At 72.2% G+C, this 22,041-nt stretch carries 27 protein-coding genes; 13 read left to right on the top strand and 14 right to left on the bottom strand.

Features of this window, described 5'->3' with window-relative positions:
* Positions 1–31: 31 nt before the first annotated feature.
* From B0I33_RS21355 to B0I33_RS21345, 3 genes are all read left to right on the top strand, one after another.
* Positions 32–1,147, top strand: a complete 1,116-nt coding sequence (locus B0I33_RS21355) for an acyl-CoA dehydrogenase family protein (RefSeq protein ID WP_106180625.1) — start codon at positions 32–34, stop codon at positions 1,145–1,147.
* 72 nt (positions 1,148–1,219) lie between these two features.
* Complete coding sequence (locus B0I33_RS21350; protein ID WP_181193402.1) at positions 1,220–1,729, top strand: mycothiol transferase; 510 nt, start codon at positions 1,220–1,222, stop codon at positions 1,727–1,729.
* 54 nt (positions 1,730–1,783) lie between these two features.
* On the top strand, positions 1,784–2,251 hold the full coding sequence (locus B0I33_RS21345; RefSeq protein ID WP_106180624.1) for a DUF1203 domain-containing protein: 468 nt from the start codon (positions 1,784–1,786) through the stop codon (positions 2,249–2,251).
* Here the strand turns inward: B0I33_RS21345 and arsB are convergent.
* Complete coding sequence (gene arsB, locus B0I33_RS21340) at positions 2,221–3,327, bottom strand: ACR3 family arsenite efflux transporter (protein WP_106180623.1); 1,107 nt, start codon at positions 3,325–3,327, stop codon at positions 2,221–2,223. The two genes, B0I33_RS21345 and arsB, sit on opposite strands and share 31 nt — an antisense overlap.
* Complete coding sequence (locus tag B0I33_RS21335; protein WP_106180622.1) at positions 3,324–3,626, bottom strand: ArsR/SmtB family transcription factor; 303 nt, start codon at positions 3,624–3,626, stop codon at positions 3,324–3,326. Before B0I33_RS21335 ends, arsB begins: the two co-directional genes overlap by 4 nt.
* Positions 3,627–3,671: 45 nt before the next feature.
* Here B0I33_RS21335 and B0I33_RS21330 point away from each other — a divergent pair, with 45 nt between their 5' ends.
* A complete protein-coding gene (locus tag B0I33_RS21330; protein ID WP_106180621.1) occupies positions 3,672–4,082 on the top strand; it encodes an arsenate reductase ArsC in 411 nt (136 codons plus the stop codon).
* A gap of 111 nt (positions 4,083–4,193) precedes the next feature.
* Positions 4,194–7,382, top strand: coding sequence for an ATP-binding protein (locus tag B0I33_RS21325; RefSeq protein ID WP_181193401.1), 3,189 nt, complete (start codon positions 4,194–4,196; stop codon positions 7,380–7,382).
* 24 nt (positions 7,383–7,406) lie between these two features.
* Here the strand turns inward: B0I33_RS21325 and B0I33_RS21320 are convergent, their stop codons facing one another.
* The 4 genes from B0I33_RS21320 to B0I33_RS21305 form a co-directional block, all read right to left on the bottom strand.
* The gene (locus B0I33_RS21320) at positions 7,407–8,258 is read right to left on the bottom strand and encodes an ABC transporter permease (protein WP_106180620.1); all 852 of its coding nucleotides are present in this window, start codon (positions 8,256–8,258) and stop codon (positions 7,407–7,409) included.
* The gene (locus B0I33_RS21315) at positions 8,255–9,235 is read right to left on the bottom strand and encodes an ATP-binding cassette domain-containing protein (protein ID WP_106180619.1); all 981 of its coding nucleotides are present in this window, start codon (positions 9,233–9,235) and stop codon (positions 8,255–8,257) included. Before B0I33_RS21315 ends, B0I33_RS21320 begins: the two co-directional genes overlap by 4 nt.
* Positions 9,236–9,247: 12 nt before the next feature.
* On the bottom strand, positions 9,248–9,799 hold the full coding sequence (locus tag B0I33_RS21310; RefSeq protein WP_106180618.1) for an NADPH-dependent FMN reductase: 552 nt from the start codon (positions 9,797–9,799) through the stop codon (positions 9,248–9,250).
* Between the two features lie 63 nt (positions 9,800–9,862).
* On the bottom strand, positions 9,863–10,669 hold the full coding sequence (locus B0I33_RS21305) for an oxygenase MpaB family protein (protein WP_219927237.1): 807 nt from the start codon (positions 10,667–10,669) through the stop codon (positions 9,863–9,865).
* An 80-nt stretch (positions 10,670–10,749) separates the two neighbouring features.
* Here B0I33_RS21305 and B0I33_RS21300 point away from each other — a divergent pair, with 80 nt between their 5' ends.
* A complete protein-coding gene (locus tag B0I33_RS21300; RefSeq protein ID WP_181193400.1) occupies positions 10,750–11,388 on the top strand; it encodes a TetR/AcrR family transcriptional regulator in 639 nt (212 codons plus the stop codon).
* Between the two features lie 8 nt (positions 11,389–11,396).
* On the opposite strand, the gene B0I33_RS21295 is transcribed toward B0I33_RS21300, so the two are convergent.
* The gene (locus tag B0I33_RS21295; RefSeq protein ID WP_181193399.1) at positions 11,397–11,807 is read right to left on the bottom strand and encodes an STAS domain-containing protein; all 411 of its coding nucleotides are present in this window, start codon (positions 11,805–11,807) and stop codon (positions 11,397–11,399) included.
* Between the two features lie 416 nt (positions 11,808–12,223).
* On the opposite strand from B0I33_RS21295, the gene B0I33_RS21290 reads away from it, so the two are divergent.
* Complete coding sequence (locus B0I33_RS21290) at positions 12,224–13,459, top strand: MFS transporter (protein WP_106180615.1); 1,236 nt, start codon at positions 12,224–12,226, stop codon at positions 13,457–13,459.
* 7 nt (positions 13,460–13,466) lie between these two features.
* On the opposite strand, the gene B0I33_RS21285 is transcribed toward B0I33_RS21290, so the two are convergent.
* Positions 13,467–14,276 (bottom strand): MBL fold metallo-hydrolase, encoded by an 810-nt coding sequence (locus B0I33_RS21285; protein ID WP_106180614.1) that lies wholly within the window; start codon positions 14,274–14,276, stop codon positions 13,467–13,469.
* Positions 14,273–14,797 (bottom strand): hypothetical protein, encoded by a 525-nt coding sequence (locus B0I33_RS21280; protein WP_106180613.1) that lies wholly within the window; start codon positions 14,795–14,797, stop codon positions 14,273–14,275. Before B0I33_RS21280 ends, B0I33_RS21285 begins: the two co-directional genes overlap by 4 nt.
* Positions 14,798–14,869: 72 nt before the next feature.
* Here B0I33_RS21280 and B0I33_RS30050 point away from each other — a divergent pair, with 72 nt between their 5' ends.
* The gene (locus B0I33_RS30050) at positions 14,870–15,022 is read left to right on the top strand and encodes a hypothetical protein (RefSeq protein ID WP_181193398.1); all 153 of its coding nucleotides are present in this window, start codon (positions 14,870–14,872) and stop codon (positions 15,020–15,022) included.
* A 48-nt stretch (positions 15,023–15,070) separates the two neighbouring features.
* Positions 15,071–15,547, top strand: coding sequence for a hypothetical protein (locus B0I33_RS21275; RefSeq protein WP_106180612.1), 477 nt, complete (start codon positions 15,071–15,073; stop codon positions 15,545–15,547).
* A gap of 6 nt (positions 15,548–15,553) precedes the next feature.
* On the opposite strand, the gene B0I33_RS21270 is transcribed toward B0I33_RS21275, so the two are convergent.
* A complete protein-coding gene (locus B0I33_RS21270; RefSeq protein WP_106180611.1) occupies positions 15,554–15,937 on the bottom strand; it encodes a MarR family winged helix-turn-helix transcriptional regulator in 384 nt (127 codons plus the stop codon).
* Between the two features lie 86 nt (positions 15,938–16,023).
* Between B0I33_RS21270 and B0I33_RS21265 the strand changes: the two genes are divergently transcribed.
* Positions 16,024–17,478 (top strand): MFS transporter, encoded by a 1,455-nt coding sequence (locus B0I33_RS21265; protein ID WP_106180610.1) that lies wholly within the window; start codon positions 16,024–16,026, stop codon positions 17,476–17,478.
* A gap of 56 nt (positions 17,479–17,534) precedes the next feature.
* Here B0I33_RS21265 and B0I33_RS21260 read toward each other — a convergent pair whose 3' ends face one another.
* Positions 17,535–19,079, bottom strand: a complete 1,545-nt coding sequence (locus tag B0I33_RS21260) for a multicopper oxidase family protein (RefSeq protein ID WP_106180609.1) — start codon at positions 19,077–19,079, stop codon at positions 17,535–17,537.
* Positions 19,076–19,513 carry a hypothetical protein gene (locus B0I33_RS21255; RefSeq protein ID WP_106180608.1) on the bottom strand — a complete coding sequence of 146 codons (438 nt, stop codon included), beginning with the start codon at positions 19,511–19,513 and terminating at the stop codon, positions 19,076–19,078. The genes B0I33_RS21260 and B0I33_RS21255 overlap by 4 nt, the downstream gene beginning before the upstream one ends.
* A 117-nt stretch (positions 19,514–19,630) precedes the next feature.
* Between B0I33_RS21255 and B0I33_RS21250 the strand changes: the two genes are divergently transcribed.
* Both B0I33_RS21250 and B0I33_RS21245 read left to right on the top strand, forming a co-directional pair.
* The gene (locus tag B0I33_RS21250) at positions 19,631–19,954 is read left to right on the top strand and encodes a PadR family transcriptional regulator (RefSeq protein WP_106180607.1); all 324 of its coding nucleotides are present in this window, start codon (positions 19,631–19,633) and stop codon (positions 19,952–19,954) included.
* Entirely contained in the window at positions 19,951–20,637 is a 687-nt protein-coding gene (locus tag B0I33_RS21245; protein WP_106180606.1) for a permease prefix domain 1-containing protein, read from the top strand. The genes B0I33_RS21250 and B0I33_RS21245 overlap by 4 nt, the downstream gene beginning before the upstream one ends.
* A gap of 96 nt (positions 20,638–20,733) precedes the next feature.
* Here B0I33_RS21245 and B0I33_RS21240 read toward each other — a convergent pair whose 3' ends face one another.
* Both B0I33_RS21240 and B0I33_RS30045 read right to left on the bottom strand, forming a co-directional pair.
* Positions 20,734–21,069, bottom strand: a complete 336-nt coding sequence (locus tag B0I33_RS21240) for an effector-associated constant component EACC1 (RefSeq protein WP_106180605.1) — start codon at positions 21,067–21,069, stop codon at positions 20,734–20,736.
* Positions 21,066–21,239 carry a hypothetical protein gene (locus tag B0I33_RS30045; protein ID WP_181193397.1) on the bottom strand — a complete coding sequence of 58 codons (174 nt, stop codon included), beginning with the start codon at positions 21,237–21,239 and terminating at the stop codon, positions 21,066–21,068. Before B0I33_RS30045 ends, B0I33_RS21240 begins: the two co-directional genes overlap by 4 nt.
* Before the next feature lie 80 nt (positions 21,240–21,319).
* On the opposite strand from B0I33_RS30045, the gene B0I33_RS21235 reads away from it, so the two are divergent.
* Positions 21,320–22,018: a DUF6218 family protein gene (locus B0I33_RS21235; RefSeq protein ID WP_106180604.1), complete on the top strand. Its 699-nt coding sequence runs from the start codon at positions 21,320–21,322 to the stop codon at positions 22,016–22,018.
* Positions 22,019–22,041: the final 23 nt, after the last annotated feature.

Here is a 22,041-nt window from a genome sequence, read left to right as displayed (position 1 = left end):
ACTCACGAGAGGTGACCACAAGGAGGAAGAGATGACCCGCACCCTCAGCCAGGAACAGCGCGACTTCGTCGACGCAATCGGCGACTTCTGCCGCCGGGAGGTTCCCGCGACGAGGACCGCCTCCCACGATCCCGAGATCTACGCGAAGATGGCCGACCTCGGCTGGCTCGGCATCTCCGTGCCCGGGGAGTACGGCGGAGCGGGCAGGGGCATGACCGACCTCGTGCTGTTCCTGGAGGAGACCGGATACTGGCAGGCGCCGATCGGCGGGTTCGCCACCTCCGTGATCGCCGCCGCGGCCTACGAACGGTTCGGCAGCGAGGCCCAGAAGCGGCAGGTGCTCGGCGACTTCCTGCGCGGCAAGGTGCTGTCGATCTCCATGTCCGAACCGGGCGCGGGCTCCGATGTCGGCGCACTGACGTGCCGGGCGGACAAGCACGCCGAAGGCTGGGTGGTCAACGGCCAGAAGACGTGGTGCTCCAACGCGCACATCGCCGACCACATCCTCCTGGTGGCGCGGACGTCGACGGAGGGAGGCAAGCACGAGGGCCTGACCATGTTCTCGGTACCGGCCGATGTGGACGGACTGGCGATCAGGGGTATCGAGACGATGGGCGGCAAGGAGGTCAACGACCTCTACTTCACCGACTGCGTGCTGCCCGCCGACGCGGTGGTCGGGGTGGAGGGTGACGCCTGGCCCCAGCTGATGGCGGGGCTCAACATCGAGCGGATGATCCTGGCCGCGAACATGCTGGGCACCGGGCGGCGGGCGTTCGACGACGCCGTGCGTTACGTGCGGGAGCGGGAGCAGTTCGGCCGCCCGGTGGGCACGTTCCAGGCGCTGCGGCACCGGATCGCCGACCACGCCACCGAGCTGGAGTGCACCAGCCTGCTCGTGCACGACGTGGCCAGGCGCATCGACGAGCGGCCGGACGCGCTGTTCCCCCGGGAGGCCTCGATGGCCAAGCTGAAGGCGACCGAGTTCGCGAAGGCCATGGCGCTCGACGGGATGCAGTTGATGGGCGGCTACGGCTACGCCACCGAGTACGGCATGGAACGGCTGCTGCGGGCCACCGTGGTGTCCACGGTCTACGGCGGGACGAGCGAGATCCAGCGGGACATCATCGGCAAGACGTACGGCCTGTGAGCCTTCCCTGGTTTAGCGTGGTGGCGCAGCGGCAACGCCCGGGCCGGGCGACGATCGAAGGAGGGGAAAGCCGTGCGCAGTGCGGACGTGCTGGCCGACGCGTTCGGCCGGATCAGGGAGGTCGTGCACGACGCGGTGGACGGCCTTTCCGCCGACGACCTGGCCTTCCGGGTCGATCCGGAGGCCAACTCGATCGCCTGGCTGGTCTGGCACCTCACCCGCGTGCAGGACGACCACGTCGCCGGGGTGGCGGGCACCGACCAGGTGTGGCTGGCCGACGGCTGGGCGGAGCGGTTCGCCCTGCCGTTCGCCGGGACGTCGATCGGCTTCGGGCACCGCGCCGAGGACGTCGCCGCGGTCACGGCGGACGGGGACCTGCTGCTCGGTTACCACGACGCCGTGTGCGAGCGCACGATCGAGTACGTCTCCGGATTGCGGGACGCCGACCTCGACGAGGTGATCGACGAGAGCTGGGACCCGCCGGTGACCCGGGGCGTCCGTCTGGTCAGCGTGATCGGCGACGACCTCCAGCACGCGGGCCAAGCCGCGTTCGTCAAGGGCGTCGTGCTGCGCCGCTCGTAACGTCGTGTCGGAAAACCGCCGGTGACCCGCACCGGAACCGGCCACGATCGGGGTATGAGCTTTCGCATCCTCCCGATCGAGCCGGCCATCGCCGAGGAGGTGCGCACCACGTTGCGCGCACCCGGCTACGGGCACCCGGCGTGGGTCGACGTCCCGGACAGCCCGGCGCCGTGCCGCCTGTGCCTGGACCGCATCGAACCGCACCGGGAACGGCTGATCGGGTTCACCTACGACGCGTTCCGCGACCGCGAGGAGCTGCCGCTGCCCGGACCGGTGTTCGTGCACGAGCGGGCCTGCACCCCGTACGAGCGGGCCGGGCAGTTCCCGGCCCGGCTCGGCAACAGCGGGGTCGTGCTGGACGCCTACCGGCGGGGGCGGCGGCTGCTGGTCGAGCGGCGGGTGGCGAAGCCGGACATCCCGGATGCGCTCACCGACCTGCTCGGCAGGCCCGAGGTCGACTACGTCCACGTGCGCAGCGCCACCGCGGGCTGCTACCTCTGCACCGCCGTCCCGGCGTCCTGAGCGGCCGACCAGCGGCGCCGCAGCCACAGGCTGACGTAGACGAGCGCCACGAGCACCGGCACCTCGATCAGCGGCCCGACCACACCGGCCAGCGCCTGCCCGGACGTCACGCCGAACACGCCGATCGCCACCGCGATCGCCAGCTCGAAGTTGTTGCCAGCCGCCGTGAACGCGAGCGTCGTGGTGCGCGGATAGCTCAACCCGGCCGCCCTGCCGACGGCGTACGAGCCCGCCCACATGATCGCGAAGTAGACCAGCAGCGGCAGCGCGATGCGGGCGACGTCGAGCGGCCGCGCGGTGATCGTCTCACCCTGCAGCGCGAACAGCACGACGATCGTGAACAGCAGCCCGTACAGCGCCACCGGGCCGATGCGGGGCAGGAACCGGCTCTCGTACCACTCGCGGCCGCGGGTGCGCTCACCGAGCCGCCGCGTGAGGTAGCCCGCCGCGAGCGGGATGCCGAGGAAGATCACCACGCTGAGCGCGATCTCCCACGGCGAGACGTTGATCGACGTCGTGTCGAGGCCGAGCCAGCCGGGCAGCACGTCGAGGTAGAACCAGCCGAGCACGCCGAACATCAGCACCTGGAACACCGAGTTGAGCGCGACGAGCACGGCCGCGGCCTCCCGGTCGCCGCACGCCAGGTCGTTCCAGATGATCACCATGGCGATGCAGCGGGCGAGGCCGACGATGATCAGCCCGGTCCGGTACTCGGGCAGGTCGGGCAGCATCAGCCAGGCGAGCGCGAACATCAGCGCGGGGCCGAGGACCCAGTTGAGCACCAGGGACAGCACCAGGGTGCGCCGGTCGCGGGTCACCGTGTCCAGCCGGTCGTAGCGCACCTTCGCCAGCACCGGGTACATCATCAGCAGCAGGCCGAGCGCGATCGGCAGCGAGACCTGCCCGATCTTGACCGCGTCCAGCACCCCCTGCAGGCCGGGCAGCACGCTGCCGAGCAGCAGCCCGGCGGCCATCGCGACGATGATCCACAGCGGCAGGAAGCGGTCGAGGAACGAGAGCCGGTGCAGTACGTCGGACTCGTCCTGCGGCGAGGCGGTATCGGCGGTCTGGCTCACGAGCAGGGCCTCCTGGTGTCGGCGCGTTCGTCGGCGATGTCGGCCAGGCCGGACAGCTCCGCGGCCAGGTCCTTGAGGACGTCCGCGTTGAGCCGGTAGTACGTGTAGCGTCCCGCCGGTTCCGCGCTCACCAGGCCCGCCTGCCGCAGGAGCCGGAGGTGGTTCGAGACGTTGGTCTGGCTCGCGCCGGTCTCCTCCACCAGGTGACACGTGCACAGCGACTCGTGAGCGAGAAGCTCGACGATCTGCGCACGCAACGGGTCGGCGAGGACCCGCAACACATCACTTCGCACTGACATCACGCGATGATGATAGATCACGCCTCGCTGATGTAAGCTACCGGCGTGACCGACACCCCGGAAGTCCTGTTCGTCTGCGTCCACAACGCGGGCCGCTCGCAGCTGGCGGCGGCGCTGCTCCGGCACTACTCGCTCGGCCGCATCGCCGTGCGCTCGGCGGGCTCGGAACCCGCGGAGAAGGTCAACCCCGCCGCGGCCGAGGCGCTGGCCGAGTGGGGCCTCGACATCACCGACCAGGTGCCCGTCAAGCTCTCCACCGCCGACGTGGCGGCCGCCGACGTCGTGATCACGATGGGCTGCGGCGACACCTGCCCGGTCTTCCCCGGCAAGCGCTACCTCGACTGGCAGCTCGACGACCCGGCGGGCAAGCCGGTCGAGGAGGTGCGGCCGATCCGCGACGACATCGACCGCAGGGTGCGCACGCTGGTCTCGGAGCTGCTCGACGCTCGTGCGTGAGAAGGCGGAGCGGCGCGGAGCGCCTCCGCCAGGGGTGGTGGGCGGGCGTTCCAACGACGTTTCTCACGCACGACCACCACGAATGTCGGCGTGATGTCCTAGGTTCGTTCCGTGGAGGCAACGCAGGTCGCGGCACCGGCCGTCATCGGGCGGGAACACCCCGCCTCGGTCCTGCGCGCCGAGATCGACCGCACGGCCGAGAGCCACGGTGGGCTGGTGCTGGTCACCGGTGAGGCGGGCATCGGCAAGACCACCCTGGTCACCGACGCCGCCGACGAGGCGCGGCGGCGCGGGGCACTGGTGCTCAGCGGCTCGTGCTGGCACTCGGAGAACGCGCCCGGCTACTGGCCGTGGGTGCAGGTGCTCCGCGCGCTGCGCCGCGGCACGCAACCCGGCGAGTGGGCGGCGGCGGAGGCCGCCGCGGGCGCCGGGCTGTCCGTCCTGCTCGGCGAGTCGGCGGGAATCACCCTGGACGGTCTCGACGAGGCGGGCCCCACCGACGCGTTCCGGCTCTACGACGCCGTCGTCACCGCGCTCGTGTCGGTCTCGCAGTCACGTCCGGTCGTCGCCGTGCTCGACGACCTGCACTGGGCCGACCCCGCCTCCCTCCGGCTGCTCGAGTTCGCGGCTCAGCACACCTGGTTCGAGCGGGTGCTGCTGGTCGGCACGTACCGGGACGCCGAGGTCGAGGCCGTCGAGCACCCGCTGCGACCACTGCTGACCCCGCTGCTGAGCAGAGCGCGGACCGTGACGCTCACCGGTCTCGAACCGGACGACGTCGGGCGGCTGCTGACCCGTACCGCGGGCACGCGACCCGGCCCGGAGCTGGTGGCCGAGGTCCACCGCCGCACCGGCGGCAACCCGTTCTTCGTGGAACAGACCGCACGGCTGTGGCAGAGCGGCGGCTCGGTCACCGCGATCGCTCCCGGCGTGCGGGACGCGGTGCGCCGCAGGCTGGCCGCCCTACCCGATCCGGTCGGCGACGTGCTGCGCGCCGCCTGCGTGCTCGGCGGCGAGTTCCACCGGCAGGTCCTCGCGGCCACGGTGGCGGCGCCCGTCGCCCAGGTCGACCGCCTGCTGGAGCAGGCCGTCGCCGCGCGGCTGGTGGTGGCCAGGGGCGCGGGCCGCTTCGCGTTCGTGCACGACCTGGTGCGGGAGACGCTGTACGACGCGCTCGACGACGAGCAGCGCCGCTCCCGGCACGCCACGGTCGTCCGTGCGCTCGAAGGCGCACCCTCGCTCGCCGACCGGATCGTGCCCGGCGCGCTCGCCAGGCACGCCCACCTCGCGGGCACCGACCTGGACCCGGAGCAGGCGGCCCGGCTGCTGGTCGCCGCGGCCAGGGAGGCGAGCACCCGGCTCGCGTTCGACGAGAGCATCGGCCACTACCGCAGGGCGCTGGAGATCGAGGGCCTGCCGGACACCCAGCGCGTGATCGTCTCGCTGGACCTCGGCCACGAGCTGCGGCACCACAGCACCGAGAAGGCCGAGGGGTGGGCCGTGCTCACCGAGGCCGCCACGCTGGCCCGCCGCCTCGGTGAGCCGGAGCTGCTCGCCAGGGTCGCCCTGTCCGTGTACCGCGCCGGGGGCGGCGAGGACGACCACGCCGAGCTCAAGCGCGAGCTGATCCACGAGGCCCGCCGTGCCCTCGTTCCCGACGGCGACCACGGCGCGCCCCTCGACCAGCAGGCCAGGGAGCTGACCGTGCACCTCGGCGCACTCGCTCGCACGGCGGGGGACGACGAGGCACTCGGGTTCAGCCTGTGGACGCTGCACGACACCATCTGGGGGCCGGGCACCGCTGCCGAGCGGCTGCGGCTCACCGACGAGATGGTCGAGGTCGCCCGCCGCACCGGTGACCTCGAAATGGAGCAGTACGCGACGTCGCTGAGCTGGGTGGCCCGGCTGGAGCGGGGCGACCCCGGCTACGCCGAGCGGCTGGCCGCGTTCGTCGCGCTGACCGACCGGGAGGGCGACGTCACCCGGATGCGGATCGGGGCGCTGGTCGACCAGGGCATCATCGCGGGATTTCAGGGCCGGTTCGCCGACGCGACCGCCCACTTCGACGAGGCGCTGGGCGCACCGGAGCCCGACGCCGAGCATTTCTCGTTCATCACCCACCACCTCCGCTGGGCCGTATCGCTGATGCGGGGCCGCTTCGCCGAGCTGGCAAAGCTGCACGCGAGCCTGGGTGAACGTGACTACTCCTTCCACCGCCTGATCGAGGCCATCACCGCGGTGGAGTCCGGCGACACGGCCACCGCGTCGCGCTACTACGCGGAGACCGAGGCGTCGCGGCTGCCCCGCATGATCGTGCCGCTGTGGCTGCGGTTCCAGGCTCAGCTGGCCGCGGCGACCGGCGATCCGGAAGCCTGCGCCCGGGCCAGGGCCGACCTCACCCCCTACGCCGATCAGTGGCTCGTGGCGCTGTTCGGCTGCGACATCAGCGGTCCGGTGACGCACTGGCTCGGCGGGCTCGACCTGGCCGAACGGAGATGGGACGACGCGGTCGCGCGGTTCACCGAAGCACACCGGACGGCGGACGCGCTGCACGCGCGGCCGTGGTCGGTGCTGGCCCGGCTCGGCCTCGCCGAGGCGCTGCTCGGCCGGGCCGCGCCGGATGACGACACGGCCGCCGCGAACCTGCTGGACGACGTGCAGCGGGAAGCCGCCGACCTCGGCATGGAGCACGTCCCGGACCGCGTGCGCGCACTGCGCGAGGCCGCGGCCGGACGGTCCGCCATGGAGGGTGCGGGCAACGAGTTCCGGCTCGTCGAGGGTGTGTGGCGGCTGTCCATGGCCGGCCGCACCGTCCACGTGCCCAACACCAAGGGGCTGCGCGACCTGCACACGCTGCTCAGCAGGCCGGGCACCGACGTGCCGGCGGTCCGCCTGCTGGCTCCGGAGGGCGGCGAACTGGTGACCACCGCCAGGAGCCTCGGCGGCGACGCGGTGCTCGACGACGAGGCGAAGGCCGCCTACCGCAGGCGGCTGGCCCTGCTGGACGAGGAGATCGACACCGCGGTCGAGCGCGGCGCCGACGCCAGGGCGGCCGAGCTCGACCGGGAACGGGCCGCGCTGCTCGCCGAGCTGCGGGCGGCCGCCGGGCTCGGCGGCCGCCCGCGCAGGCTCGGCGACGAGGCGGAGCGGGCCCGCAAGACCGTGACCGCGCGGATCCGCGACACCCTGCGCAAGCTGGACGAACGGCATCCCGAGCTGGCCGAGCACCTGCGGGCGACGGTGTCCACCGGGGCGAGCTGCCGGTACCAGCCGGAGCGCGGGATCTCCTGGCGCCTGTGAGCGCCAGGAGATCCCGACCCCCAGTCACTTGCGGTTGTACAACCGCATGGTCAACGTCCCGAAGATCGCGAGAAGCGCGCCGCCGGAGACGAGCGTCCAGGTGATCTCCCCCGCGTCCGGCTGACCCTCGATGAGCCCCCGCACGGCCGCGACCAGGTGCGCGATCGGGTTGACGTCGACGAACGCCTGCAGCCAGCCGGGCATCGTCTCCGGGTTCACGAAGACGTTGCTGAGGAACGTGAGCGGGAACAGCACGAGCATGCTCACGCCCATCACCGACTTGTCCGTCCGCAGCAGCAGGCCGAACATCGTCCAGATCCAGGAGAACGCGAACGAGAACACCATCAGCAGCGCCACGGCGAGGACCACCCCGGCCAGCCCGCCACCGGGGCGGAACCCGAGGATCAGCCCGAGCACCAGGATCACCACCGAGGCCATCGCGTACCGGGCGACGTCACCGAGCAACGCCCCCACGAGCGCCGACGGCCGCCAGATGGGCAGCGTGCGGAACCGGTCGAACACGCCCTTCTGGATGTCGGTGTTCACCCCGATGCCGGTGTACATCGTGATCATCACGACGCTCATCACCAGGATGCCCGGCAGCAGGTACTGCAGGTAGTCGGTGGTGGATCCGGCCAGCGCGCCGCCGAAGAGGTAGGTGAACATCAGCGTCATCATCACCGGGAACGCGGTGACGTCGAACAGCTGCTCCGGCACGTGCTTGATCTTCAGCATCGCCCGCCAGCCGAAGGTGATCGACGCGGACAGCGCGCTCGGCCTCGGCGGCTGCTCCCCCGCGGCGACGACGGCGCCGAGGCTCTCGGCGACCGGTGTGTACGAAGTGGACGTCGTCTCGCTGCTCGTGGCGGTGGTCATGCCGCGGCCTCCTGTTCGGTCGGGTGGTCGGTGAGTGCGAGGAAGACCTCGTCCAGGCTGGGCTGGCCGAGGGAGAAGTTGTCGACGTGGATGCCCGCGCCGGCGAGCTCGGCGAGCGCGGCCGACGCCCGCCCGGCGGCGCCGACATCGGACTCGTCACCGGAGATGCGGGCGGTGAGCGCCACCGGGTCGGCGTCCCGCTGCACCTCCATGCCCAGCGTGCGCGCCAGGATCGCCTCGGCCTCCGGCCGCTGGTCCGCGCTGCGCAGCCGGAGATGGATCGAACCTGCCCCGACCGATGCCTTCAGCTCACCGGGCGTGCCCTCGGCGATGACCTTGCCGTGGTCGATCACCGCGATGCGCGACGCGAGCTGGTCGGCCTCGTCCAGGTACTGCGTGGTGAGCAGCACCGTGGTGCCCTGGGCGACGATGACACGGACGATGTCCCACACCTGGTTGCGGCTGCGCGGGTCGAGGCCGGTGGTCGGCTCGTCCAGGAACAGCACGTCCGGCGTCTTGAGGATGCTCGCGGCGATGTCGATGCGCCTGCGCATGCCGCCGGAGTAGTTCTTGACCTGCTTGCCCGCCGCCTCGCTGAGCCCGAAGGCGTCGAGCAGCCGAGCCGCGCGCTCCCTCGCCGCGGGCTTGCGGTGCCCGAGCAGCCTGCCCAGGAGGACGAGGTTCTCGGTCCCGGTGAGGTCCTCGTCGATCGAGGCGTACTGGCCGGTGAGGCTGACCCGCGAACGCACGGCATCGGCCTCGCGCACCACGTCGTGCCCGAACACGGTGGCGACGCCCGCGTCGGGCCGCAGCAGGGTGGCGAGCATCCGCACGGCGGTGGTCTTGCCCGCGCCGTTGGGACCGAGCACGCCGTACACGCTGCCCGCGGGAACGGCGAGATCGATGCCGTCGACGGCGCGCGTCTTGCCGAACACCTTGACGAGTCCGGACGTCTCGATCGCCAGGTCTGTACTCATGGTTCCTTCCTTTCAGGACACATAGGGGATGGCGGCCCTGGCGTCCCGCAGCGCGCGGCCCCACCAGCGGAGCTGGTCGAGCATGCTGGTGACGGACGCCATGACCGCGTCGGAGCGCTGGTCGAGCAGGTTGAAGCTGACGGTGTCGCGCACCGTGACGGTGTGCAGCTCGGTGAAGACCACGCGCAGCTGCTCGACGGCGAACAGGCCGGCCGAGCGGCAGCCGTAGGAGACGAAACCGACCGGTTTGGCGTGCCACTCGTCGTACGCGAGGTCGATGGCCTGTTTGAGCGAGGCCGGGTAGCCGCGGTTGTACTCGGGAGTGACGACGACGAACGCCTCGGCGGCGTCGATGCGCCGGGTGAAGTCGGTCATCTCCCTGGTCGGCACTCCGGGCAGCCGGGCGGGGAAGCTGAAGTCCGCGAGGTCGACGACGGCCGGGGCGAAGTCGGGCCGTTCGCCGAGTCTGCCGAGGAACCACTCGGCGACCTCGGCGCCGGCCCGCCCTTCCCGGGTGCTGCCGATGATCACCGCGACCCGCAGCGGGTGCTCGCCCTTCCGCATCCCGGGACCTCCTCTCTCGCGCTTCACCCCAGAGGCGCGAGATCCGGCGAGGAGGTCGCCAGATCAGATCTCGCGATACGCGCGGCGCGCGCGAGGCACCAGCCGGAGCCGGGGTGGCAGCAGCCGGAACGCCGTGCGCACGGCGAACCCGAAGGCACGCAGCGCGCGCTCGTCGGCCGCGGTCCACCGCCAGCCGAGCGCGGCGCGGGCGGGACCGGGCAGCAGGCCGCGCGCGACCCACATCTGCACGCCGGTGAACACGGGGCCGGCCACGAACCACACCGGCGCGGGCAGCCAGGGGTGCGGCGCCGGGGTGCGTTCGCCCCGATGCAGCGGGGACCGTTCGATCGCCGCCGTGCGGACGAGCACCCGGCAGACGACGTGCTCCCAGTAGGCGCGGAAGGCGGCGTAGTCGGGCGGGACGTTCCGCATCGACAGGCCGTACTGGGCGTACCAGCGCAGGGATTCGGCGTAGAGCCGCTCCTTCTCCTCGTCACTCAGCGGTGCGGTGAAGTACCCGGCCGCGGCGTACTGCATGGCGACGAACGTGGCGTGCGCCCAGAAGTACGGATCGGGGTGGAGGGCGTGATAGCGGCGGCCTTCGGCGTCGTCGCCCTCGATGCCGTGGTGGTAGCGGCGCACCCGGGCGCCCGCGGCCCGGCCGAGGTACACGACGTCGATGATCGGGCCCGCCGAGCGGAGCAGGCGGTGGACGGGATTGGCGAAGACGTCGGAGTGCTGGACCAGGGCGGCGCTGATCACCGGGTGCATCGCCTGCAGGGTGCCCGCCCAGCCGATGAGCAGCGCGAGGCGCAGGTCGCCGAAACGACGCCAGGTGAGGGACTCCGGTCCCAGCGGCGGCAACGTCATGCCACCGAACCTAGAATCGGACATCGACTGCTGTCAACATCATGTGATGTCAACTTCGTCGGGCATGCCAGGATGGCGTGGTGAGCACCGCGGAAGCCCCGCAGCGGCGGTGGCGGGGAGAGGAGCCGGACGACCGCAGGGCGAGGCGCCGTCGGCGACTCGTCGAGGCCGGCCTGGAACTGATGGGCACCGAGGGCGCGGCCGCCGTGTCGATGCGCGGCGTGTGCAGGCAGGCCAGGCTCACCGAGCGGTACTTCTACGAGAGCTTCCCCAACCGGGAGGCACTGCTGGTGGCCGTGCTGGAGGCCGTGGCGCTCGCCGCGCGGGACGTCGTGCTCGCCGCGCTCGCCGACGCACCCGAGCGACCACCGGCGCTCGTCCGGCACGTCGTGCGCGCGTTCACCGAGCACGTCACCGAGGACCCGAGACGCGGCCGGATCATGTTCGTCGAGTCCCTCGCGGCCCCGGAGCTGACGCGGCGCGGCTCGGAGCTGGTGAAGGAGTTCACGCAGCCGATCGCCCGCACCCTCCGCGACGGGCTGCTCGGCGGCGACGACCCCGACACGACCGACATCGAGCTGAACGCGCTGGCCGTCTTCGGGTCGCTGGCCTACCTCTACCAGGCCTGGCTGGAGCGCGGCCTCGACCTACCGGTGGACCGCTTCGTGGAACACATCGCCCAGGTCGTGGAACGCATCGCCCTGGCTTCGTCCGGTTGAGCGCCGGCTCATCGCGACAGGTGGGGGCAGACGGCCGCCACGGCGGTGGCGCGGTCGGGGTAGCTGGGGAACCGGTCGGCGAAACCGAGCACCTCGAGCGGCCTGCGGACCGCTCCCGAACCGAACACGAGGGCGAACGGCGCACCCGCCAGGATGGCCTGATCGAGCAGTTCGAGCAGGAGGCGAAGCCCGGCGGCCGAGCAGAACGACACCCGGGACAGGTCCACCACCAGCGCGCCCGACTCGTCACCGGGTCGTTCCCGGAACGCCGCCCGGAGATCCGCGAGCGTACACGCGTCGATCTCGCCGACCACCGTGGCGACCGTGCACCCTCGCGACTCGACGGCGAAGGTCACCCGGAACGGTTCGGCGTCCCAGATCAACTCGTCCCAGGGAATGGAGGCGGACTGTCCGGTCACCATCGCTCCTGTTCCCGGCCCCCGCCCCACGACACGGCGCGTCACGGCCACGGCAACCGTTGTTCACGAGAAGAGCAGACGAGGCCGCCGCGAAGGCGGCAAGTGCGTTCCGGTTCCGAACGTACTCGGCAAGTTGCAGACGTCAACCGTCATCCCGCGAAACCGCCGCACTGTCACCCTTCCGAGTAGGGCAGCCGACCGTCGGAGAGTGATCACACACCGCAACCATCCGGCGCGTTAGCCCGGGAAGACTGTTGGGATCACCACATCGATCGAGCCCTGACCAGCGGCAGTACCCCGGGTAGCGTGGTGACGCTCGGTCACAGTTGATCGAGGCGCACGTCCGTTCGATCCCCGGGCACGCTGCCCGCGTGCCGCTCCCTGGAGGACTCCTCTTGCGGCGAGAACTGCCGCCCATGCTGCGCGCATTCGGGAACCACAACTACCGGCTCTGGGCCACCGCCGACCTTGTCTCGGTCACCGGCACCTGGATGCAGGTCCTCGGCCTCAACTGGGTCGTCCTCTCCCGCACCGGTTCCGCGACGTCGGTGGGTATCTCCGTCCTGCTCAGCACGTTGCCCGCCCTCCTGCTCAGCCCGTGGGCTGGCGCGCTCGCGGACCGCGTCTCCCCCAGGCGCATCGTCCTCACCGCGGAGTGCGCGCACCTGCTGCTCGCACTGCTGCTCGCGTTCGTGGTGTGGCGGGGCCTCCCGCTCGCCGCGATCTACGCGCTCACCGCACTCTCCGGGCTGGTCGGCACGTTCGGCGGTCCAGCGCTGGGCCGGTTCGCCAGCCAGGTGGTGCCGAGAGAGGACCTCGGCAACGCGCTGGCTTGGAACTCGATCGTCAACTCGATCGGCCGGGTGCTCGGCATGAGCGTCGCCGGGGTCCTCGTCGCGGTCGCGGGCGAGCCGGTGCTGTTCCTCGTCAACGCGGCCAGCTTCGTCGCGGTGATCGGCACGATCGCGGTGATGCGCTCCGGCGAGTTCCACCCGATCGACGTCAGCGCACCCGAGCTGACCGGTGTCCGGGCGGGACTGACCTACCTGCGCGGCAGGCGGGCCCTGCTGATCCTGTTCGCACTCGGCTTCGTGCTGTCCGGCCTCGGCCGGAACTACCAGGTCACGATGGCCGCGATGGCCGAGGGGCCGCTCGGAGCCGGAGCCGCGGGGTACGGCGTGCTGTCGTCGGTGTTCGCGGTGGGCACGGTGCTCGGCGGGCTGCTCACCGCCCGCCTCCGCGAGCTGACCATCCCGCTGCTGCTCGGGGCCGCCGCCGTGACGAGCCTCCTCCAGGCGGTCAGCGGCTACCTGCCCGGCATGCTCGGCTTCGCCGCGATGATCCTGCCGATCGCCGCGGGCGCGGTGCTCATCGACACGGCGAAGACGACCCGGCTGCAGCTCGACTCCGCCGAGGGCATGCGGGGCCGGGTGCTCGCCGTCCAGGGGATGGTGGCGGCCGCCGCGGGCGCGGTCGGCGCACCACTGCTCGGCTGGCTGTGCGAGCGGCTCGGTCCGCCGCAGGCCTTGGCGGTGGCCGGGCTGGGCACGCTCGCCGCCACCGCCGTCGCCGCGCTGGCCCTGCGGTCTGTCCGGCAGCCCGCCGCCGGACCGGTCCCCGTCTCCCCCGTCCCCGCGGCGGCCGCGAGCTGAGCGGAACTCACCGCAAGGACACGCTCTCGCCCCTGCGCAGCAGCCGCACCGGCACGGCGAGGTCCCTGCGATCGGCCTCCTCGAGGAAGTTGGACACCGGCGACCGGAACCGGCCGTAGTCGTCGAAGTGCACCGGCACCGCGCTCGCCGGGCGCAGCAGCTCCAGCAGGTCCGCGCCCTGCCGGTCGTCCATCGAGACGAGCATGCCGAGCACGCGGGTGCCGCCGAGGTGCAGCACGGCGAGGTCGAGGTCGGGAAACCGGTCCCGCACCTGCCGCAGCGCGCCGTGCAGGACGGTGTCCCCGCTGAGGTAGACCCGCGTCGCCGGACCGTCCGGGAAGGGCCGGTACTCCACCACGCTGCCCAGCACCGGAGGCAGCACCCGCTCCAGCACCGACGTCGAGTGCCGGGCGGGCACCGCGGTGACGGTGAGGCTCGCCGCACCGTCGGTCAGCGTCTCGCTCGACCACGTGGACAGGGCCGCGGTCGCGGTGAACCCGCCGCGAGCGAGCCTGCGGGCCGCGTGCTCGGTGGTGAGGACGGGCACGTCCTTGCGCAGCGCCCGGCGGGCGACCCGGTCGAAGTGGTCGCCGTGCAGGTGGGACAGCAGCACGGCGTCCAGCGGGGGCAGCTCGTGCGGCTGCGCGGCCGGTTCGGTCCGGCGGCGGGAGAACAGCCCCTGACCGAAGTACGACCACTGGCCCCGGTGCAGGAAGTTCGGATCGGTGAGGACGGTGAACGGGCCCAGCCGGAGCACGGTCGTCGCGGTGCCGACGAACGTCAGCGAGTCGGCGGGGAATCGGGTGGGCTCGCTCATCGGCGCCTCCTCGGCGGCGGACCGACGTCGGCCCGGCGGCCCGGCCGCAGCCTCGCGTGGACCTGCCCCGGGCCGAGCCCGGACCGCGCCGCGAGCCGGTCGGCGACCGCACCCGTCGTGAACGCGTAGGCCGCCTTGTGCGCGACGTCCACCACGAGCTCGCGGCGCGGCCACGTCCACGGCGGAGCACCCACGCCGGTGGCGTTCTCCAGGATCTGGTCATTGGTCAGGCGCACGGCGAGAAACATCGCCGAAGCCCACGGGCCGCGCAGACCCGCGCCGGCCATGACTCCGCGCAGCGCGCCGAGCAGGACGCCTTGCCCCACGTGCATCGCCAGGTTCAGCGCGCGAGGCCGCGCACGCGGAGCCGCGCGCACCCCGAGCAGCCGCTCCAGTGTGCGGGCGGGGACGTGGGAGTCGGGGCGGGCGGTCACCAGCTGTTCCGCCTTCTCCACAGCCGTCATCACCGCCACGCCCGCCGCCCCGGCGGCCAGACCCTGGCCCGCGGCTCGCACCATCATCCGGTTTCCTCCCTGCGCGGTTCATCCGATCGTGTGGGTTTGGCTCGGCCACCGGTGGTTACACCCGCGGCTGTGGACACCGAGCGCACTCCGATCCTCAGCCAGCTCCTCGCCGAGCACGGGACCATCGCCGATGAGCTGGCGGCCGACATCGAGGCCTTGTCCGCCGCGGGCGACGAGCGGGACACCCCGCCGTGCGGCGCCACTGTCCACCTACCCGGATGAGCGGCGGTCAACCGGATTCGGTGCGCCCGCTCCGGGTAAGTCCGGACCATGAACCGGTTTCTCGGCATCTACCTCAACGACCAGCTGGCGCTGGGCGTGGTGTGGCGCGAGCTCGCGCGCCGCGCCCGGCAGAACAACGACGGCACCGAACTCGGGGACGCGCTGTCCCGCGTCGCGACCGGCATCGCCGAGGACGTGAAGACGTTCGAGGAGATCATGCGGCGGCTGGGCGTGCGGACCAACCGCGTCAAGACCGGGCTCGCGATCGTCGCCGAGCGGCTGGCCCGGTGCAAGCCCAACGGCAGGCTGCGCTCGTACTCGCCGCTCAGCCGGTTCCTGGAACTGGAAGTCCTGACGATGGGCATCGACCGCAAGAAACAACTGTGGGAGACGCTGCGGGACCTCGCCGGGCTGGCCGAGCGGCTGCCCGACGTCGACTTCGACCGGCTGATCGACCGGGCCGAACGGCAGCGCGCCGAGCTGGAGCCGTTCCGCGGCAGCGCGGGCACCGAGGCCCTGCGCTGACGCCGCTCAGCCCTCGCCCGCGAGCTGCTCCCTGAGCACGGCTCGGTGAGTGGGCTTCGCCTCCTCGTAGAGCCGCCTGCCCGCGGCGGTCAGCATGACGAAGATCCCGCGCCGGTCGATGTCGCACATCGAGCGCTCGACGAGCCCGTCCCGCTCCATCCGGCTGATCAGCCGGGACGTGGTGCTCTGGGTGAGGTGCGTGGCGTCGGTCAGGTCGGCGGCCCGGCACTTGCGGTCGCAGGTGGCCAGCCGCTCCAGGGTCTCGAACTCGTTGACCCCGATGCCGTGCTCGTCCTGGAGCCTGCACTCCAGCGCGCCGGACACGGCCGCGTGGCGCGCGAGGAGTGCGTGCCACTCCGCCACGAGGCTCTGTTCGGCGACATCGGTCACGACGCGAACTTAGCATGCAGGCGAATTTTATGCAAACTCATTAAATGCGTTTGCATTAGATGCACATGCATGTATCGTCTGGGTCCATGAGCCCTTCCGCGCAACTGTCCACGAACTCGACCCGGTGGGACGCCCGCCTCTGGGCGGTGCTGCTCACCGTGTCCACCGTCGTCGGCCTCGACGCGCTCGACGTCTCCATGGTCGGCGTCGCACTCCCCTCGATCCGCGCCGAGCTCGGTCTCTCCACCAGCGCCCTGCAGTGGGTGGTCAGCGGTTACGTTCTCGGCTACGGCGGGCTGCTCCTGCTCGGCGGCCGCACCGCGGACCTGCTCGGCAGGCGGCGGGTGTTCCTGGTCGCCGTCGCGGTCTTCGCGGTCGCCTCGCTGCTGGGCGGGCTGGTCGACAACGGCGCGCTGCTGATCGCGAGCCGGTTCATCAAGGGGCTGGCCGCCGCCTTCACCGCCCCGGCCGCACTGTCGATCATCACCACGACCTTCCGGGAAGGCCCGGCCCGCAACCGGGCGATCGGCATCTTCGCCGTGTTCGGCGCGAGCGGGTACTCGGCCGGCCTCGTCTTCTCCGGCCTGCTGACCGAGGTCGGCTGGCGCTGGACGTTCCTGCTGCCGGTGCCGATCGCGATCGCCGCCCTGATCTCCGCATACCGGGTGATCCCGGACGACCGGCCGGAGCGCTCCGGCGCGGGTTACGACCTGCCGGGCGCCGTCACCGGCGCGGCGGGTTCGCTGCTGCTGGTGTTCGCGGTCGTCGAGGCACCGGAGATCGGCTGGGCCGCGCCGCGCACGCTGATCTCGTTCCTGGTGGCCGCCGCACTGATCACCGCCTTCGTGCTCATCGAGCGGCGCAGCAGCCACCCGCTGCTCCGCCTCGGCATCCTCCGCTCGGGCCCGCTGGCCAGGGCCAACATCGGCGCCGCGCTGTTCTTCGGCGCCTACATCGGGTTCCAGTTCGTCGTGATGCTGTACCTGCAGTCGGTGCTCGGCTGGTCGGCGCTGGAGACCGCGCTCGGCTTCCTGCCCGCGGCGCTGATCGTGGCGTTCGGCTCACCGAGGATCGAGCCGCTCATCGACCGGGTGGGCACACCGCGCACCATCTTCGCCGGCGTCGTCAGCCACGTCCTCGCGTACGTGCTGTTCCTGCGAATCGACGAGAACTCCGGCTACGCGGGCTCGGTGCTGCCCAGCATGATCCTGCTCGGCATCGGCTTCACGCTGGCGTTCTCCTCGCTGAACATCCAGGCCACCGCGGGCGTCGCGAACAACGAGCAGGGACTCGCCGGGGGCCTGCTGAACACCTCCCTGCAGGTCGGCGGCGCCGTCGGGCTCGCGGTGGTGACGGCGGTGCTCACCGCCAACGGCGGCAGCGAGGCCTCGCCTGCCGCACTGCTCACCGGCCTGCCACCCGCGCTGGTCGTGGTGACCGGCATCGCGGCGCTCGGCCTGCTGGTGGCGCTGACCGGGATCGTCCGCAGGCGGCGGCCCGCTCCGGTGACCGAGCCGGAGCTCGCGCTCGCCGCGGACTGAAAAAAGGGGAAGCAAGGGGCCTGCCACTCGTCGGGGGAGTGGCAGGCCCCTTCGCATCACGTCGTCTCGAACGCCGACATCATCGCCATGTCCTCGTGTTCGAGGTTGTGGCAGTGCATCAGGTAGGTGCCCGCGAAACTCTCGAAACGGACGGCCACGTCCACGAACTCCGCGGGCCGCACATCCACCGTGTCCTTCCAGCCCCCGTCGAACCGGCCGGGGCCACGGCCGCCGCGGCGCAGCACCTGGAACGGCGAGAGATGGATGTGCACCGGGTGGTGCAGGTCGGTGAACAGGCGCCAGACCTCCACCTCGCCGAGCCTGGGCCGCGCGTCCATGCGGTGCGGGTCGAACGGCTTGCCGTTGATGGTCCAGCCCTGGTGCCCGTGCACGACACCCCTGGTGAAGTGCCACTCCCGCCGTACCGCCGAGGGCCCGGGCAGCAGTGGCTCGATCTCCGCCAGGCGGCTCGGCACCGTGCTGTCGTCGGTCGCCCTGCGCGTCACCACGAACCGCATGACGTCCGCCGTCGAACCCGAGCCGAGGTCGTTGCCGAGCACCACCTCGGTGCCGACCGGGTACCGCGAGAAGTCGACGACCACCTCGAACCGTTCCGCGGGCGCGAGGTCCAGCCGGTCGTGCGGCACCGGAGCGGCGAGCAGGCCCGCGTCGGAGGCGATCTGCGCGAAGCTGTCGCCGCCCGCGGGCCGCGGTCGCAGCGTCAGCCGGTAGCGGCGGGCGTTGGACGCGTTGAGGATCCGGAACCGGTACCGCGCGGCGGCCACCTCCAGCGTCGGCCACGGGGCGCCGTTGACCAGGATCACGTCGCCCGCGACACCCTCCATGTACTCGGGCCGGACCCCGGGGGTGTGCCGCAGGCTCGGGTCGAGCGCGGGGTAGCGGAACGAGCCGTCCTCGGCGAACGCGCGGTCGCAGATCATCAGCGGGATGTCGCGGTCGCCGTGCGGCAGCGGCAGCGCGTCCGTGACGTCGTCCTGCACGAGGTGGAAACCGGCCAGGCCCCGCCACACCTGCGGCGCGGTGAAGTCCATCCGGTGGTCGTGGTACCAGAGCGTGGCCGCGGGCTGGTCGAGCGGGTAGACGTACTCGCGGCTGCCCCGCCGGGTGTCGCCCGCCATGTGCCCGCCGTGCTGGTCCGCACGCCAGCCCTCCGGATGGATCAGGTCGACGGGGTAGCCGTCGTGCTCCGGCGGCGTGTGCCCGCCGTGCAGGTGCACCACGGCCGGGACCGGCAGCTCGTTGTGGTGGGTGACCACGGCGGTACGGCCCCGCCGCGAGCGGATGGTGGGGCCGGGGAACATGCCGTCGTAGCCGAAGACCGGCGTGCGGTAGCCGGGCACGATCTCCACCTCGCGCACGCGCTGCGTGATGTCGTAGTGGTCGGCACCGGGCACCGAGCGGGTCGGCTTCTTCTCCGGCGGGATCGGCAGCGGCACCCGGAACTTCGGCGGGAGCGGGATCCGGCTGCGCAGCAGTTCTGCGGTCTGCCCGCCGCCCGTGCCACCGCACCCCGTGAGCCCGGCCGCGAGCACGCCCGCGCCACCCAGCACGCCGAGGAATCCTCTACGCGACAGGCTCATGTGTCCTCCCTCCGCGCCTTCAGATCCGTTCGCGACAGTCGGGCGGCGCCCCGGAAGACCCAGCCGCACAGGCCGAGCGCCAGCAACACGAGCAGCACTCCCAGCGGGATGTGCACGGCCAGCTGCCTGCTGTATCCCATGCCGGTCTGGACCGTGGCGGCGGCGAACAGCACGCCGCTGAGCACCAGCGGGAGGGCCGAGCCACGGCCCGCGACCGCGTAGCAGACCGCCACGATGACCTGGGCCAGCAGCAGCGCCATGATCGCGCTCGCGTTCGCCGCGTGGTAGCCGAGGAAGTCGAACTCCCCGGACAGGTAGCCGCCGGCGAGCACCGGCTGCGCGAGGACGCCGACCGTGCTGAGCGCGACGGTCGCCCTCAGCGCCCCCAGCGTGCGTCGCGGACCGGTGCGGACCGATTCGATGGTTGTCGTCACGCCACCGAACCTATGAGTAGACAGCCTACTTATCACTCCGGGAAGACCCGGAGAAAACCCGTAGTCCGCACGGAGTCCTCCTCCGGGAGTACGGGTGCACCGGTAGCCTGACTTACCGTGAACGCCGACGCGATCCGCGGGCACCTGGACGGCATGTTGCTCGCGGTGCTGGAGGAAGGGCCGCTGCACGGCTACGGGATCATCGAGGCGTTGCACCGGCGCAGCGGCGGCACGCTCGACCTGCCCACCGGCACCGTCTACCCGGCGCTGCGGAGGCTGGAACGCGCGGGCTGGATCGACGGTTCGTGGAGCACCGTCGGCGGCCGGAAGCGGCGCACGTACACGCTGAGCCGGTCCGGTCGCGGGGAACTGGCACGGCGCCGCTCGGAGTGGATCCGGTTCAGCGGGGTCGTCGGCAGCGTGCTCGGGGGTGCGACGTGACGGCCGGGCCGGTGGACACGGTGACGGACACGCTCGCACGGTCGCTGCGGGGACCGCACCGGGCGCGCCGCGAGATGGTGCGCGAGGTACGGGACGGTCTCGGCGACGCCACCGAGGCCTACCAGGCGACGGGACTCTCGCCGGCCGAGGCGGAGCGCAGAGCCGTCGCCGACTTCGGCGATCCGCAGCAGGTGGCCGGGGAGCTCCAGGCCGAACTCACCGCGCGCTACGGACGGCGGACGGCGGCGCTCATGGCGGTGGCCTTCCCCGGTCTCGTGCTGCTGTGGGACCTGCTCTGGGCCCTTGACCCGACGCCCGACGGGCGGGCGCTCGAACCGCACGCCGCGCTACTGGCGCGGGCGGTCGACCTGCTGTCCCTGGCCGCGGCGGGCGGCTCCCTCGTCGTGGCGGCGACGCTCTGGCTCGGCGCGCGGCGCGGGTCCCGCCCCGAGCTGGTCACCAGGGGCGCGGGCCTGCTGGCGTTCGGCACGCTGGCCGCCGTCGGCGGCACGTCCGTACTGCTGAACGTGCTCTCCGGGGCCGACCGCGCCGACGCGACCTACGACTCGCCGCTGGCGGTCGTGGTGGCCGCGACGACCGGCTGCGTCGCGTGCTGGCTGGCCGTCAGCGGCCACCGCTGCCTGCGGCTCGGACGCCCTCGGGATCGGCAGCGGACGTCCTAGTCGGGCCGGTCAGGCCGCTGCCGGGGCAACAGCACGACGCCCTGGTCCAGATCGACCCCCGTCGCGGGCGGCGCGCCCTGGGCTCCAGGCCGTCCATTACTCGCCGTCCTGCCTCGCCAGTTCGAGCACGCGGCGCAGCTCGTCGACCGAGACCCCCTTGGTGAGCAGCTTCGTGCCGTCGGGCAGCTCGACGTGGATCTCGGTGCCCTCGTCCCGGTGGAGGACCCGCCGCAGCGTCTCGGCAAGCACCGTCAGGAGCCCGCCCGACCCGACACCGACGACGAGCACGTCGAGCCAGTCGGCGGCACCGGTCTGCCGCCGCCGCACCTCGTGCGGCAGGTGTTCGAAGTCCCGGACGAGGTCCGCGTGCTCGGCGGCTACGCGAAGCAGCAGCCCGTCTCCCGTGGCGAAGAGCCGGAGGCGGCGGGTCACCCGGCGTCGCCGCCGTCCGAGTCCATGCCCCGGAGCTGGTGGTACACCGCGAGCACGGCTTCGACCAGGGCGATCTGGAGGGCGTTGTCCTCGGTCTGCGAGACGGCCTCGACGGTCTGGCTCGCGGTGCCGGCGTAGTCCTCCGCCAGCGCGCGGTGATCGGTTGCCATGGCGTCACGATGCCACAGCAGCGGGTTGACCTCGCCGGTGTAACGCGGATCGACCGGGTGCCGACCTCAGTGCGGTGTCGATGAGCGTGCCGGAAACGCAGGATGGCCTCGGCGGTGCCGCCGAGGCGTGGGCCCCGGGGAGCGCGATCCTCGCGACCGGTGCGGGCGAGGACGGTGACTCGGTCGCCGTGTGGCACGTCAGCCCCGGTGGCGTCCCGACCGGAGCGTGGGTCGTGCCGAGGGAGGAGGCGTTCGGCTCGCCCGACGCGGCCCGGCGGTTGCTCGTCGTCGTCGAACGCCGGGCCGTCACCGCGGCCGATCCCCGGCGGTTGCCCGAGCTGCTCGGCGGGCTCACGCGGACCTCGGGGGTCGACCGCGCCGAGTGGTGGCGGGACCAGGTGTTCTCACCCGTCGACGCGTTCGCCGAGATCGTGGCCAGGCGAGCGGAGTTCGAACGGACCGTCGCCGACACCAGGGCGAGCGGGAAGAACGTGTCCGGACTGGACTGGCCGAGGGAGTTCCGTCCCGCCGACGTCCCCGGCGAGTTCGGCGGGCTGCGCCGGCTGGCGAGCCTGGCCGAGGTGCCGGGGAAACCCGTGGTGGCGGAGGCGCTGACCGTGGCCAGGGTGCTCGGCTGGCTGGTCCGGCTGTGGACGGAGACGGAGCAGGTGAAGAACCGCCGCGACTACCTCCGCGCGGCACACGGCGCGCCCGAGCCGCTGCCACCGTCGTGGTTCGCCGCCGTGCGGATCGCCCGGTCGACCACGCTCCCGCTGTGACGGGCCTGACACCGGTACCTACG

Source organism: Prauserella shujinwangii (genome assembly GCF_003001955.1).
Taxonomy (GTDB): Bacteria; Actinomycetota; Actinomycetes; order Mycobacteriales; family Pseudonocardiaceae; genus Qaidamihabitans; species Qaidamihabitans shujinwangii.
This window is presented reverse-complemented; position numbering and strand designations above follow the sequence as displayed.